Consider the following 13,196-nt stretch of genomic DNA (forward strand, 5'->3'; position numbering starts at 1 on the left):
CTCCTTGTTTGATGAGCTGGGGAGAATAGACAGTCAATTCCGTTCATGCTATATACGAATATCCATAATAATTCATCATGAGTCCAAAAAGTGCTTGATGGTATCGATGACCCCTTATCCAGCGTTGTCACGTTGCTTAAACCGGCGGTGTCTATCTCGAAGATGGTCGAGGCGGGTGGCCAATGGCAGGTTGAGCGGCATGATATGGCCAGTCCCTTCTATTGCGCGATCGTCGAGGGGTTCTGCCGGGTTGAGGTTACCGGCCGCAAGCCGGTTACGCTGGCGGCCGGAGACTTCATTCTGATCCCCGATCTGCATAGCTTTGTTATGACCAGCGAGGTGCCACCGAAGCCGAAGGGGCCGGGCCAGCCGCTTGAAATCGGCCCCGGGCGGGTTCGCCTTGGCCCGGCGGACGCCCCCGTGAACATGCGCGCGCTGGTTGGGCATTGCCGCTTTGAAACGCCCGCAAGGGATTTGCTGGTGTCACTGCTGCCCGAGATGATCCATGTCTCCGGACATAACCGTCTGATGGCGCTGGTGCCAGCGATTCACGAGGAGACCCGCGCCGACCGGCCGGGGCGTGCGCTGATCCTCGAGCGGCTGCTGGAAGTGCTGCTTATCGAGGCTCTCCGCTCGGGGCCTGCCGTGGACATGCCGCCGGGGCTGCTGCGCGGGCTGTCCCATCCGCAACTGGCCGCCGCCTTGCGGCGCATCCACTCGGATGCGGGTGGCGAGATTTCCGTCACCCGGCTGGCGAAGGACGCGGGTATGTCCCGTTCCGGCTTCTTCGAGAAGTTCCGAAAGGAAATCGGACGCGCGCCGATGGAATACGTGACGGACTGGCGCATGGCCATCGCCAAAACCCTACTGCGGCAGGGCAGACTGTCCAACACGGAGATCGCCCAGCGGGTCGGTTACGGATCTGCCAGCGCCTTCGGAATGGCATTTGTGCGGTACCAGGGCCTTTCTCCTGGTGTGTTTGCAGGCAAGAGAGGAGGTTAGGAAGAGAGCTTCAACGGGGGGAGCGGACTTCAATCGGCAACCTGCTTGGCAGGCACTGGGGGGTAGGGGCGCTTCCAGCGTGATCTGGCTTTTCCTTAAACGTGACCTGGTAGGTAACCCTGACCGCCCGTTTTTACAGTGTCGTATCAAGCACTGTATGTCTTCCTACTGCTCGGGTCTTCAAACGGGCGTCAGGGTTATGTCGGTCAGATTTGCGGCCTGACCCAGTAGTTGACGACTTCGAACATCTGATCACTGGATGGTGCGTCGTATATGTAGCTGAACAGTCCAAACCGGTAAGCATTTTCAGAGAATGAAGAAGCGGGAATCTGAGCTACGCTGCCTTCATAGCTGGATTCCTCTCCCTGGCCATAACTGATGGTCTTGTCGGTTCCACCTCCGATACTGACACCAACGACAACGACCCCCACTGTGGCGCGCATTTCAACCGTGGTATCAATGCTGTAAGTCTTACCATTTGTTACTTCTTCGTAAACGCTGACTTCGGCAGTAACGAAGCCGGTCCCCTGACCGACGTCGACTTCATTCGAGGCTATGCCATCGTACTGGTTGAGCAAGCCATCTCGCTCCGCCGTGCCCGGGTAGCTGAATGGATCGCCAGCGGTATGACTGAACACGGCCTCATCGATTTTGAAACCACCCTCGTCCAAGTTGTTATTGTAGAACTCACGATCCGTCATAATGGTAATGGGTTCCCGGGTTAATCGAACCTGTATTTCGCTGCCTATGAGCTCAGGATCCCAGTGTGATGTCACAATGTAGGTGTATACATCCATCGGCACGGTAAAGAAGATCACCGAGTCTTCTGCCGGGCCGGTCGTGTGTACCACTCGTTTGGTTACTGTATAGGTATTGTCGGTAAAAGAGCGTAGCCCGGTCTCAACAGTTGCCACCAATTCAAAACCGGAAACCTTAACGCCAAAGGCGGAGAACTCTGTCTCAAAACCGACACTGGCACTGGCCGAAACACTCCAGGCATTTTCTTTGGAAACCGACGAGCTCGAGGCTTTGCCAAAGGCAGTACGGCAATCTTCCAGGGTTTGGCCAAAGTCAGCGCTGCAGGGTGCCGCTGCGAGCGCTGCAATGACCAGAGGTTCGGTAAAGACCAGTTTGTGGGTACCCTCCTTGAACCTCACCTTGATGCTGTCATTATCTACGTTGGCGGGCATCAGTTGCGGTCGGTCATCGAAATCATCAACTGGAATGGTATGGAGTTCACCCCAGGTGCCAGACTCATTCAATCCCCAAATGCGTATCGCAGACGGAAAAATGCTGTCACTGGCATAGGCAATGTTTTGTCGATTATCGGAAGTAAGGTCGGTAGCAACCATAGACGATGAGCGCCAGCTGAAGGTGCCACTGCTGCTGCTTGAACTGGCCCAGAACAACTCGCTTTTATTCAGGGTTTCGCGAACCGTGAGAGCCGTAAGGCTGCCACTGTCGACCAGGTTGTTATAAATAAGCTCATTGGCCTGAATTTCGGGTATGTTGTTTCCGTCTATATCGACCGTATTCACATGCATGAAGGTTAGTTTTCGGCTTGAACCGCTCTCACAAGCGCCACTGACTGCCTGATACTCTTCTGCGTGGGCTCTCAAGGTGGCGAAACTCCGTGGGGCATCGTCCAATACCTTAAGGGCATATTCCGCGTCTATGTCACACTCGTTACCAATGTCGGTCAGGCCGCCAATAATGAATTCGTCGACGCCATCGCCGTCAACGTCACCGATGGCAATGTCGGCACCTTTCAGATTTCTGGCACCGTCGGATAAAGATACAGTGCCCATCCCTTCATCCAGCAAATCAAAGCTGGTACTCGCATCGTCATAGAGGTAATAGCGACTGACACCGTTGTTATTGTTAAATGAATAGTTGTCTTGGTATTCATTGATAACAACGCCCAACTCATGCTCCCGGTCGTAATCCAGGTTGCCGATAGCGAAGGCGATGGTAACCGTGTCGTAGGTTGTGCTGGAGTAACTGATGGGGCTTCCCGCTGAACTTAACGTACCTTCGTCGTTGGTCATGGTCACAAAGCTGGCCGAGCCGTTAAACATCATACCAATAACGGGTTCGTGCAGGCCATCGCCGTTAAAGTCACCTGCGCCGATCATAAGATCACTCGGCTGAAGGTTAGAAACAATTTTTGGTGTTGAGATGGCGTAGCTATTCTCTGAGTGGCCAATGGTAACCAGCATGACCGAAACATCCGTTCGGCTCGTGTCTTTGTAGACAACAATCAATTCGTCCATGCCATCGCCTGTGACGTCCGCCGCCACAGATGCTTGTATATAGTCGTTACCGGTCCATGGGGTGTCTGCAGGGTCTGGGCTGAACAGGTTGCTGTTGGTGAAGCTCATTGGCCCGGGGACTATTTCAGTGAGATCAATGGGGTTCTCATCTGAGTTTGAAAGCGTCATGTTCAGCGAATACAGCTCATCAAACTTTTCGATGGCCCTGCTGGCACCCAATGGTGCATACGATTCAGGCAGAGGTTCATTGTTATTTTCCGAAATTGCCACCTCGCGGGCTGTTACGGTAGTGTCTACACCCAGTGCTTGTAGCGTGCAGTCAACAACATCTGAGGCATTATCGCAGTTTTGGCCACTGTTGCCGTTTGCGTCATCATTGTCGTTGCCAGAGCTTTCGCAACCACTGATAACAAAGGCGCCAATAACAAACATCGAGCACATCCTGAGCTTCATATTTGAACTCCCTTTGTTGCGAGCTTGTATCTGCAGAAGTGGCGTTACTGCACGCTTAATGCCAGGAACTCTAATTCATTGAATTTAATTGTTTTTATTTTTAGTCTTGCAATTGGTTGTAAGAATTTCCGACACCTGGCCTGTTGAATCGTTGCTTTTCGGGTTGTTGGTGCCGCCTGGGATCTGCAGGGTGACGGCATTGTATCGGTTGCTGTGAATGGCGTAGACGTGACCACGGATGACGGCTTTGCTACCTGGCAGGTTACACTTACGTTGCAGCCGGGCGAGAATCAGCTCGTCGTTCGAACCCGGGATGCCGCAGGCCATACCAACGCACAGGCTGACATGACCACGGTTCAGGTAATACCCGTGCCTCTCTCTCAACCCGCCGAGGACGGTATATTGATTGATGATGCAAACTTTCGGGCGCTGGTGCCGATTGCAATGTAGTTAACAAAAATCCGTCGTCAGCGACGGTATAACCTAGAACCGCGCGCTGAGTTTTAATCCGCCGGCCACATAGGTCTCGGGCGGTGTGTCGAGTTTGCCATAGGGATTGCCACGCCATTGCCATTCGGCTTCCAGCGAGTAACGTTTAAAATGGTACCCGCCACCGATAGAAATATGATAAGCGACAGCCTCCAGTTCTGGCTGGTAATTCCGCAAGCGTGTTTCCTGGAATTGTCCCATTCCGGCGAACGCCGTCCAGCCCTGGCTATCGAGATTCATTCCGGCATGAATGTCCAATGCGAACCCGTCTACCCGTATGGATGGATCGTCGCGACCCACGGTCTGATAAACGCTTCCACCAATTCGGAAATACTGATGGGCTGCGGACAGGTGCACACTGGGGCCGATGAACAGCTGGTGCGACTCGGGATCTGCATAGGACAACGCCAACGCCTGTGTTCCCACACCAACACTCAAGTTCCGATCGTCCGCCGTTGTTGCTAGGGACAGCGAGCAGAGGCACAGTGCGATCATGCCTACGCGAATGCCATTTAGCCTGAACGATCTACCGTCGCGATTCATTATAAAGCCGCTCCTTATTTGCATTGAAAACCCGGAACCAAAAAAGGCTGCAACAACCTGGTTAGTCGATGCAGCCAATAGAGCCAAAGGGTGAGGTGAGCCTACCCTTTGGCTGCTCAGGGGGTTCCGACGTTATTCAATTTTCCGAATGAGCGACAGCCCTTCGAAGCCTTCATAGCCATGCACACCGATGTACCAGGTGCCTTCGGCCGGGTTGTCGATCACACAGCTTTCCTCGTTGCCGTCTTTAAACGGGCGGCAATCGTAAGTCTTGCGGCTGACGTCTGCACCGTGTCGTACATAAAGGTCAGCATCGCCCTCACCGCGCGCGATGCTGATGCTCAGCTTGCTGTCACCGGCTGTCACTTCCTGGGTGTAACGCAGCCACTGGCCTTTGTCGGCGGAGAGGTCGTCGTCTTGCTCGGATATGCCGCCACCAGTCGGGGCTTCAACCGTCGCCATCAGCGTTACACCGGAGAAATCGGTGTAAGGGTCCAGCACAATGTACCAGTCGCCTTGCTGCGGATGGCTGAAACTGCACAGTTCGTTATTGCCCTGACGGTAAGGACGGCAATCGTAGCTAGACTGACTCGGCTCTTCGCCGTGTTTGACGTAGAGGTCGGAATCGCCCGAGCCACCGCTGATCTGGATATCCAGTTGGGTAGCGCCTGCGGGAACGGCGATGCGATAAGCCACGTTATCCGGTGCCGCTTTGGTATCCGCCAGGTTGGACACGGCGACTCCACTGTCAAGGTCGATCAATACCGGTTCAGTGGTATCCGTGGAGCAGCCTTGCTGTTGCAGATAATCGTGTGCTGCCTTCGCCTGGATCAGGCCGTGGCCGAAGTAGATGTCACGTCCGGCGGAGCCGAGGTCGACAGCGGTGCTGTTCAGGGCGTTGCGCACATCCTGGGCCGAGCAGCCCTGGTTGTTGCTCCACACCAGCGCCGCGACACCGGCTACGTGCGGGGTCGCCATGGAAGTGCCGTTGAAGTAGGCGTAACGGCCACCGGGAATGGTGGAACGAACGCCAACGCCCGGTGCGGCAATTTCGACCTGGTTGTTGTATTGGGAGAAGTTGGCGCGGCTGTTATTGCTATCGGTCGCCGCTACAGAGTAAACCGAATCGTAAGACGCCGGATAAGAATAACGGTTGTTGCCGTCGTTACCGGCGGCGGCCACCAGTAGCATGCCGTTGTTGTAGAAGGTTTGCATGGCCTGGCGTTCGGACTGGCTGGAACCCGGACCACCGAGGCTCATGTTGACCACGGTCGCGCCCGAGTCGGAGCACTGCTCGATCGCCCGAATAAGATCGGAACCGTAAGCCCAGTCGCCATTGTTGTTGAAAATCTTGACGATGTGCAAACCCAGCTGTGCGGAGGGGTTTACCCCGACCACGCCGATGCCGTTGCCGCCGAGCGCCGCAATGGTACCGGCGACGTGAGTGCCGTGACCGTTGCCGTCGTTGTTCCAGTTTCCGGCGTATTGGCTGGTGACACTGCCGGTAACGCCACTGTTTGGCAAGTCGGGGTGGTTGATGTCGTACCCGCTGTCAATGATACAGACTGTTGTATTCACGGCTGCGGCATCACTGAGCTGGTCGGCTTGAACGCGTGGAATGCCGTACGGCACGTCTTCCGCCAGCAAATAACGCACAGGGTCTGGTTCAACATAGGCGACCGCATCTTCGTTGCGCAGTTGCTCGACCTGTTCCTCGCTCAGCTCAGCGACACTCGCTTGCAGGCTGCTCAAGTGCATCAGCGAGGACGCTCCGCCTGCACGCGAGAGAATGTGATCCGCCGAGCGGGTGGAGAAGGTGCCGTTGCTGCGTTGCAGGCTGGCCCGGCGTTCATCGTATTTAACAATGTAGCGTCCGGTATCGCCGATCTTGCCGGCGTTGTAGTCGGCGACGTTGTTGGGCGAGGTTTCGTCTTGCACTGAGTCGTTGGTGCCTTCGGTGCCGACCGGGCGAGCGTGCCCGTCCAGGTCGAGACATCCCGCCAGTGTCAAAGCGGAGACACTGGCGCAAGCCATTAAGAAAAAGTTCTTGTTGAGCATTCCTTGACCGTCCTTTGTTTATTATGTAAGTGTCCAACGCCACTGCGATACTCCGCACAGGGCGTCAAAAAGAGCGGCGCAATAGTGATGGTTTGCTGACGGTTTACTGAGACTTGGGTAACAAAATGTTTGCGGGGCGCTGAATAATGTCGATACTGTGATCGAAATCACGGCTAGAGTGTTAAGTCATGCAAAGCGGTTCGGGGGTTGGCGGCGAGATCCGTGAACTTAATTCATCTATCCCAAGCCTTCGAGATTAGCCCTACACTGATTGATATCGAAGCGGGCTGTGCAGATACCCATCGTTGCATTTTGTCAGTGTGATGGGTGATGGGATGGACGCCCTGGCCAAACCGCGTCAATGCGCCAAACGGGTTTTGCCAACTCAGTTAATGGAGGGCGTCCACATGAAACAAGATAGACTCATTGCTATTGATCTGACAAAAAAATGGGTTTCAACTCTGTGTAATAGATAGCAACAATGCGTGCTAGAAAACTAGGATGGCCGAGGTCACCAGACCTAGCCAGTGAACACACTTTCGGCGTTAGCCTGACGCGTTCTGCTTGCCCGCGGGCTACCTCCCTGTAGCCAGTGCGGTACAAATTCAACCGATGTCGACCAGTACCTCGCCTGGGGTCACCCGGTCGCCTTTGGTGACATGCACCGCTTTGACGGTGCCTGCGACACCAGCGTTGATCTCGGTTTCCATTTTCATGGCTTCGGTAATCAGCACTGCCTGGCCCGCTTCGACGACATCGCCCTCGCTGACCAGCACCTCCACAATATTGCCCGGCATCGCGGCTGTTACGTGCCCGGGCTCTGACGCTTTTTGTCGGCCGCTGCCACGGCCATCGGCGACGTATTCGTTGAGGCTCTCGAACACCACTTCCTCTGGCATGCCATCCAGCGAAATATAGAGTTTGCGTTTACCGCTGCCAAAATCACCCACACCGGTGACGGCCACTTCGTATGTCTCGCCGTGAACGTCCACCTTAAATTCCGTGGGCGTTGCGCCTGAAGGTTTGTGTGCCGCCGCTGATTCCGGTGGCAGCAGGGGCTCGGGAACCAGGGTGCCTTCGGCACGCTGCTTCAGGAAGTCGCGTCCCATGTCCGGAAACATGGCGAAGGTTAGAACGTCTTCCTTGTTGGTTGCGAGATCGCCAATGTCGCGGGTCAGATTCTGCAGTTCTGGTTTCAGTGCATCAGCCGGGCGTGCATCGGAAACGCTTTCGTTGCCAATGGCTTTTTTCAGCACCCGGGCATTCACCTCAGCCGGTGGCTTGCCATAACCGCCCAGGAAGTAGCGTTTCACCTCGTTGGTGATGGTTTTGTACCGTTCACCGGCCAGTACGTTGTAGACCGCCTGGGTGCCGACGATCTGGGACGTCGGCGTCACCAGGGGTGGGAACCCCAGGTCTTCGCGGACGCGCGGAATTTCGTTGAACACGTCACGAATGCGATCCAGTGCGTTTTGCTCTTTTAACTGGTTGGCGAGGTTGGACATCATGCCGCCCGGGACCTGGTTGATCTGCACCGAGATGTCTTCGCGGGTGAATTCGCTTTCAAACTGATGGTATCTCTTACGCACCTCGCGGAAATAGTCGGCCACCTCCTGTAAGGCGACCAAATCCAGGCCAGTATCCCAGGGGGTGTCTTTCAGCGCCGCCACCTGGGTTTCTGTAGCCGGGTGGCTGGTGCCGCCCGCAAACGAAGAAATAGCAGTGTCGATCCGGTCCGCGCCGGCTTCAATGGCTTTCAGCTGGCACTGGGCCGCAAGGCCCGCGGTCGAGTGGCTGTGAATGACCAGCGGCAGGTCGACTTCGGCTTTGATCGCCTTGACCAGATCGTAAGTCGCGTACGGCGTGAGCAAGCCGGCCATGTCTTTGATCGCAATGGAGTCCGCTCCCATGTCGCGCAAAGCCCGGGCCTGTTCAGTAAACATGGCCAGGGTGTGCACCGGGCTGGTGGTGTAGCAGAGCGTACCCTGGGCGTGTTTCCCGGCTTTCTTTACCGCCTTCATGGCTACGTCCAGGTTACGCAGGTCGTTCAGCGCATCGAATATGCGAAATACGTCGATGCCGTTGTCGGCCGCCGTCTGAACAAAGGCTTCCACCACGTCGTCGGCGTAGTGCCGGTAACCCAGCAAGTTCTGGCCGCGCAGCAACATTTGCAGTCGGGTTTTTGGCAGGGCGGCTCGTAATTGGCGTAAGCGTTCCCAGGGGTCTTCTTTCAGAAAACGCACGCAGGCATCGAAGGTTGCGCCCCCCCAGACTTCCAAAGACCAGTAGCCGATGGCATCGAGCTTTTCGCAAATGGGCAGCATGTCTTCCGTACGCATGCGTGTGGCGATCAGCGATTGGTGGGCATCACGCAGGGTAAGGTCGGTCACTTCAATCGGTTTCATCTTTTTCTCCTGTTGACCGGTGGTGGTTACCAGCCAGCGTGGGCGGCAATGGCTGAGGCCAGAACCAGCGCTATTTCACTGGGGTGACGTTTGGTGGAATAGTCCAGAAGTTCGGGGTGCTCGGGCACGAAGCTGGTGTTGAAATCGCCTTGCTGAAAGTCGGGGTGCGCGAGAATTTGCTGGTAGTAGTTGGACGTGGTGCGAATGCCGTGCAGTCGCATGTCGTCGAGCGCGCGGCGACCGCGAGCGATGACGTCATCCCAGGTCAGGGCCCACACCACCAGTTTCAGGCACATCGAATCGAAGTAGGGTGGGATGTCGTACCCGGTAAAAATAGCCGTGTCGACCCGTACTCCCGGCCCGCCCGGGGCATAGTAATGGGTAATGCGGCCGAAGCTGGGTAGAAAGTCGTTCTTGGGGTCTTCTGCGTTGATGCGAAACTGTATGGCGTAACCGTGCAGTTGAATGTCTTGCTGGTCGTAACGCAGCGGTAGGCCAGAGGCAATGCGCAGTTGCTCCTGAACAATATCAACGCCGGTCACTTGCTCAGTGATCGTGTGCTCCACCTGAACCCGGGTGTTCATTTCCATGAAATATACTTCGTTTCCGGTTAGCAGAAACTCAACGGTTCCGGCGTTTTCATAGCCCACAGCCTTGGCGGCCCGAACCGCCAGTTCGCCGATGTACTGACGCTGTTCAGGTGTGATTTGGGGGCTGGGCGCGATTTCGATCAGTTTCTGGTTGCGGCGTTGAATTGAGCAGTCGCGCTCGAACAGATGAATCACATTGCCGTCGGCATCGGCCAGAATCTGGGCTTCGATGTGGCGCGGGTTCACAATGCATTTCTCCATGAACACATCGGCTGAGCCAAAAGCTTTGGTCGCCTCGGAAATCACCCGGGGGTACTGCTTTGTCAGCTCGTCGGCGGTATCGCATCGCCGTATGCCACGGCCACCGCCGCCGGATGTGGCTTTCAGCATGACCGGGTAGCCAATGGTTTCGGCCAATGCCAGTGCCTCGTCCAGGTTGGCCAGGTTGCCATCTGAGCCGGGTGTGACGGGCACGCCCGCGGCGCGCATGCTGTCGCGCGCCGACGTTTTGTCGCCCATCCGGGCGATGACGGTGGACTTGGGGCCGATGAAGACGATGCCTTTTTGCTCGCACAGCTGGGCGAAGCGTGCATTCTCTGACAGAAAGCCGTACCCCGGGTGGATCGCATCGCAGCCGGTTTCCAGGGCCAGATTGACGATGCGCAGCGGATCAAGATACCCCTTCAGCGGGTCATCACCCAGTGAATAGGATTCATCGGCCCGTTTGACGTGAAGGCCGTAGCGGTCCGGTTCGGTATAAATGGCCACCGAGCGGATGCCCAGTTCCGAACAGGCGCGAATGATGCGAACGGCAATTTCACCGCGATTGGCTATGAGCACCTTTTTCAACACAGGTTGTTCTCCCTCTGTGGGTCGATGTGATTAACCTATCCCAGCTTTTTCATAATTTAAAATTGATATAATTTATATTTTTCATAAGCTTTAGGTTATGGTTTGTGTGAAACATAGGGGGAATCGTGAGACTGAGCGTTCAGAAACTGATCAGTCGGCTCTCATTGCGGCAGTTGGAAGTGTTTTTGGCCGTCTATGAAGAGCAAGGTTATGGCAAGGCGGCCAATGCACTGGGGCTCACTCAGCCAGCAGTCAGTTCTCAAATCAGGCAGCTTGAGAGCGCCCTGGGTCAGAAATTGTTCGAATACATTGGCCGCCGTCTGTACTGCACCGCAACGGGAGAGCTTGTGGTCGCCAGTGTACGCACCCTATTTGCGGAACTGGGCCGGTTGCAAAGCGACATTCATGGGCTGGAGGGACGCATATCCGGTGACCTGAAGTTGGTCGCCGTGAATACCGCCCAGTATGTGATGCCGTACTTGCTGAAACCCTTCCTGGATTTGTATCCGGAGATCAATGTGTCGGTGCAGGTGGTGAACCGGGCGCAGGCCATCGAACGGTTGTCAGACAGCAGTGATGACCTGATGATCATGGGTATTGTACCCAGCGACCGCCCATTATCGTCGGTGCCGTTTCTCGATAACGAGTTGATTCCGGTTTTGCCTGCCAACCACCCCTTGTGTGATCGGGTCGATGTGACGCCCCAGACATTTCTGCAGCAGAATTTGCTGGCGCGTGAACGCGGCTCGGGCAGCCGTCTGGCATTGGAACAACATTGTCACCAGCAGCGGCTACGCATGGTTCCGACAATGGAGGTCGGTTCAAACGAGGCGCTGAAGCATGCCGTTATGGCCGGTATCGGTGTGGCGATTCTGCCTCGCCTGAGCGTATTGGCGGAGTTAAGGCTGGGCAGTTTGAAAACGCTGCCGCTTGAGGGGTTTCCGATCCGCCGGTCCTGGTGTCTGGTGTACCCGACGGGTAAAAGCCTGTCTCCGGTAACGCGGCGTTTTGTAGAGTATGTTCAGGCCAATCTGGCTGACATTGACCGGCAGTTTCGGCACATGGCCAGCGCCGGTACGCCAGTCTGACAGCGGGTTAGCTCCCTGCCATCAAGCCCTCTACCAGGTAGCCGGTGGCAAACGCCAGCCCTGCGGCTGCAGTTCCTATAAATAAGGTCCGCACCCCGGATCGCCAAACCGGCTGGCGATATACCGCACTCTTGAGCATTCCGATGCCCAGGAAAACGAGTGCGGCCAAGCCAAGGCTGGCGAGGAACTGCTGAATGGTTTCCAGGCCGGGCAAAAGGTAGGGTATTAAGGGGACGGTGCCCACCACCATGAACGAGACAAAGGTCGTGATCGCAGCCCTCAGGGGGCTGAGCCCTTCGGTTGAAAGACCATACTCTTCTCGCAACATGGTTTTTATCCACACTTCCTTATTGCTGCTCAGGGTTTCTACAACGTCTTCAAGCAGTGCGCCTTCAAACCCTTTGGCACGAAACAGTTGTCGAATCTCCTCGCGCTCACCGTCGGGCACCAGCGTAATGTGCTCGCGCTCGGTCCGTTCGGCACTGGCGATCTGCGCCAGCTGGGCCTCGCCTGCTTCGTAGTTGCTGACCGCCATGCTAAAGCCATCAGCCAGTAAATTGGCCATACCCAGAACGAGCGCAACCTGTGATGAAAACCCCGCACCGAATGCCCCTGCGACCACTGCAAAGGTGGTCACACAGCCATCGATACCACCGAGTACAGCATCGGGCAACGTCGATGCTTTTGTGGGCTTGGCCAGTCGCTGGTGCACTGAGGTTGGCTGATGATCGTTCAGGAGTTTTTCGCGGCTGGGTGCTGGCATGACAAGACCTTCTGACCGTTTTAAAGGATAGGGAGTGTGCGGTGAGTATAGGCGCTTTTTGGATACGCCCAGTCGAGCTATTCAGGACTGAGCGTTGTCTAAAAGGAGACGGGTCTGCAGGTGATGTGATGGGCGATGAGGGTTCTCCGCGCTGTAGGCTTTGTCAGAGGCGGATTGTCCAAGGGATTGTGCAGGATTGTGCAGACATCCATCGATGCACTTTGTAAATGTGTTGGGTGTCCAGCTGGGTTTGAAAATGTTCAATCTGAATCTGGTGGGGCTGGGATGTTTGGGTGAACTGGAATATCCCAGTATGCCGTTTATTTTGTATTGGATCACGATAGGTTGAGTGTTACGTGAACGGAAAGAACGAAAAAGCCGTCGCGAGCGACGGCTTTTTATTGCCTGACAGCAGGACGTGTTACTCGAACAACTCGGCGAATGCCTGGTCGTTGTCCTGGTCGTTGAAGTTGAACTCAATCTCGTTGATGGCCGTGGCATCGCGCCCTTCAGACGTATTATTGATTTCAGAAATCACAAACGCCGTAAAGTCTACTGAGCTGTCGGCATCGTTGCCGTTATCGCTCATCTGCATCGACGAGCCGCTGTCTGCACACCCCAATAGCGCGAGACTAAACGCCATGGCTGCAGTTGCACTGAGTATGGGTTTCATGGCAACT

10 protein-coding genes are annotated in these 13,196 nt (G+C 55.6%); 3 read left to right on the top strand and 7 right to left on the bottom strand.

What is annotated here, in order from left to right; translation table 11 throughout:
- The first annotated feature begins 90 nt into the window (after positions 1 to 90).
- Positions 91 to 1,002 (top strand): AraC family transcriptional regulator, encoded by a 912-nt coding sequence (locus ACHUE7_RS03540; protein WP_394168762.1) that lies wholly within the window; start codon positions 91 to 93, stop codon positions 1,000 to 1,002.
- Positions 1,003 to 1,208: 206 nt separating this feature from the next.
- On the opposite strand, the gene ACHUE7_RS03545 is transcribed toward ACHUE7_RS03540, so the two are convergent.
- Positions 1,209 to 3,707 carry a hypothetical protein gene (locus ACHUE7_RS03545; RefSeq protein WP_394168763.1) on the bottom strand — a complete coding sequence of 833 codons (2,499 nt, stop codon included), beginning with the start codon at positions 3,705 to 3,707 and terminating at the stop codon, positions 1,209 to 1,211.
- Between the two features lie 249 nt (positions 3,708 to 3,956).
- On the opposite strand from ACHUE7_RS03545, the gene ACHUE7_RS03550 reads away from it, so the two are divergent.
- Entirely contained in the window at positions 3,957 to 4,178 is a 222-nt protein-coding gene (locus ACHUE7_RS03550; RefSeq protein ID WP_394168764.1) for a hypothetical protein, read from the top strand.
- 33 nt (positions 4,179 to 4,211) lie between these two features.
- On the opposite strand, the gene ACHUE7_RS03555 is transcribed toward ACHUE7_RS03550, so the two are convergent.
- The 4 genes from ACHUE7_RS03555 to ACHUE7_RS03570 all read right to left on the bottom strand — a co-directional run bounded on the left by ACHUE7_RS03555 (position 4,212) and on the right by ACHUE7_RS03570 (position 10,665).
- On the bottom strand, positions 4,212 to 4,760 hold the full coding sequence (locus tag ACHUE7_RS03555; RefSeq protein WP_394168765.1) for a hypothetical protein: 549 nt from the start codon (positions 4,758 to 4,760) through the stop codon (positions 4,212 to 4,214).
- Positions 4,761 to 4,892: 132 nt separating this feature from the next.
- Positions 4,893 to 6,818: a S8 family serine peptidase gene (locus tag ACHUE7_RS03560; RefSeq protein WP_394168766.1), complete on the bottom strand. Its 1,926-nt coding sequence runs from the start codon at positions 6,816 to 6,818 to the stop codon at positions 4,893 to 4,895.
- Between the two features lie 605 nt (positions 6,819 to 7,423).
- The gene (oadA, locus tag ACHUE7_RS03565) at positions 7,424 to 9,223 is read right to left on the bottom strand and encodes a sodium-extruding oxaloacetate decarboxylase subunit alpha (protein WP_394168767.1); all 1,800 of its coding nucleotides are present in this window, start codon (positions 9,221 to 9,223) and stop codon (positions 7,424 to 7,426) included.
- Between the two features lie 26 nt (positions 9,224 to 9,249).
- The gene (locus ACHUE7_RS03570) at positions 9,250 to 10,665 is read right to left on the bottom strand and encodes an acetyl-CoA carboxylase biotin carboxylase subunit (protein ID WP_394168768.1); all 1,416 of its coding nucleotides are present in this window, start codon (positions 10,663 to 10,665) and stop codon (positions 9,250 to 9,252) included.
- 125 nt (positions 10,666 to 10,790) lie between these two features.
- Here ACHUE7_RS03570 and ACHUE7_RS03575 point away from each other — a divergent pair, with 125 nt between their 5' ends.
- Positions 10,791 to 11,753 carry a LysR family transcriptional regulator gene (locus ACHUE7_RS03575; protein ID WP_394168769.1) on the top strand — a complete coding sequence of 321 codons (963 nt, stop codon included), beginning with the start codon at positions 10,791 to 10,793 and terminating at the stop codon, positions 11,751 to 11,753.
- 7 nt (positions 11,754 to 11,760) lie between these two features.
- Here ACHUE7_RS03575 and ACHUE7_RS03580 read toward each other — a convergent pair whose 3' ends face one another.
- Positions 11,761 to 12,516, bottom strand: coding sequence for a VIT1/CCC1 transporter family protein (locus ACHUE7_RS03580; RefSeq protein ID WP_394168770.1), 756 nt, complete (start codon positions 12,514 to 12,516; stop codon positions 11,761 to 11,763).
- A gap of 421 nt (positions 12,517 to 12,937) precedes the next feature.
- Positions 12,938 to 13,189, bottom strand: a complete 252-nt coding sequence (locus tag ACHUE7_RS03585; protein WP_394168771.1) for a hypothetical protein — start codon at positions 13,187 to 13,189, stop codon at positions 12,938 to 12,940.
- Positions 13,190 to 13,196 lie beyond the last annotated feature (7 nt).

The sequence above is a fragment of the Saccharospirillum alexandrii genome, from assembly GCF_043641555.1.
GTDB classification, from domain to species: domain Bacteria; phylum Pseudomonadota; class Gammaproteobacteria; order Pseudomonadales; family Natronospirillaceae; genus Saccharospirillum; species Saccharospirillum alexandrii_A.

What these genes read in the sequence shown, in the direction of transcription:
- ACHUE7_RS03545 (WP_394168763.1), bottom strand. Translation starts at nt 3,707, where the DNA reads ATGTTTGTTATTGGCGCCTTTGTTATCAGTGGTTGCGAAAGCTCTGGC.
- ACHUE7_RS03555 (WP_394168765.1), bottom strand. Translation starts at nt 4,760, where the DNA reads ATGAATCGCGACGGTAGATCGTTCAGGCTAAATGGCATTCGCGTAGGC.
- ACHUE7_RS03560 (WP_394168766.1), bottom strand. Translation starts at nt 6,818, where the DNA reads ATGCTCAACAAGAACTTTTTCTTAATGGCTTGCGCCAGTGTCTCCGCT.
- oadA (WP_394168767.1), bottom strand. Translation starts at nt 9,223, where the DNA reads ATGAAACCGATTGAAGTGACCGACCTTACCCTGCGTGATGCCCACCAA.
- ACHUE7_RS03580 (WP_394168770.1), bottom strand. Translation starts at nt 12,516, where the DNA reads ATGCCAGCACCCAGCCGCGAAAAACTCCTGAACGATCATCAGCCAACC.
- ACHUE7_RS03585 (WP_394168771.1), bottom strand. Translation starts at nt 13,189, where the DNA reads ATGAAACCCATACTCAGTGCAACTGCAGCCATGGCGTTTAGTCTCGCG.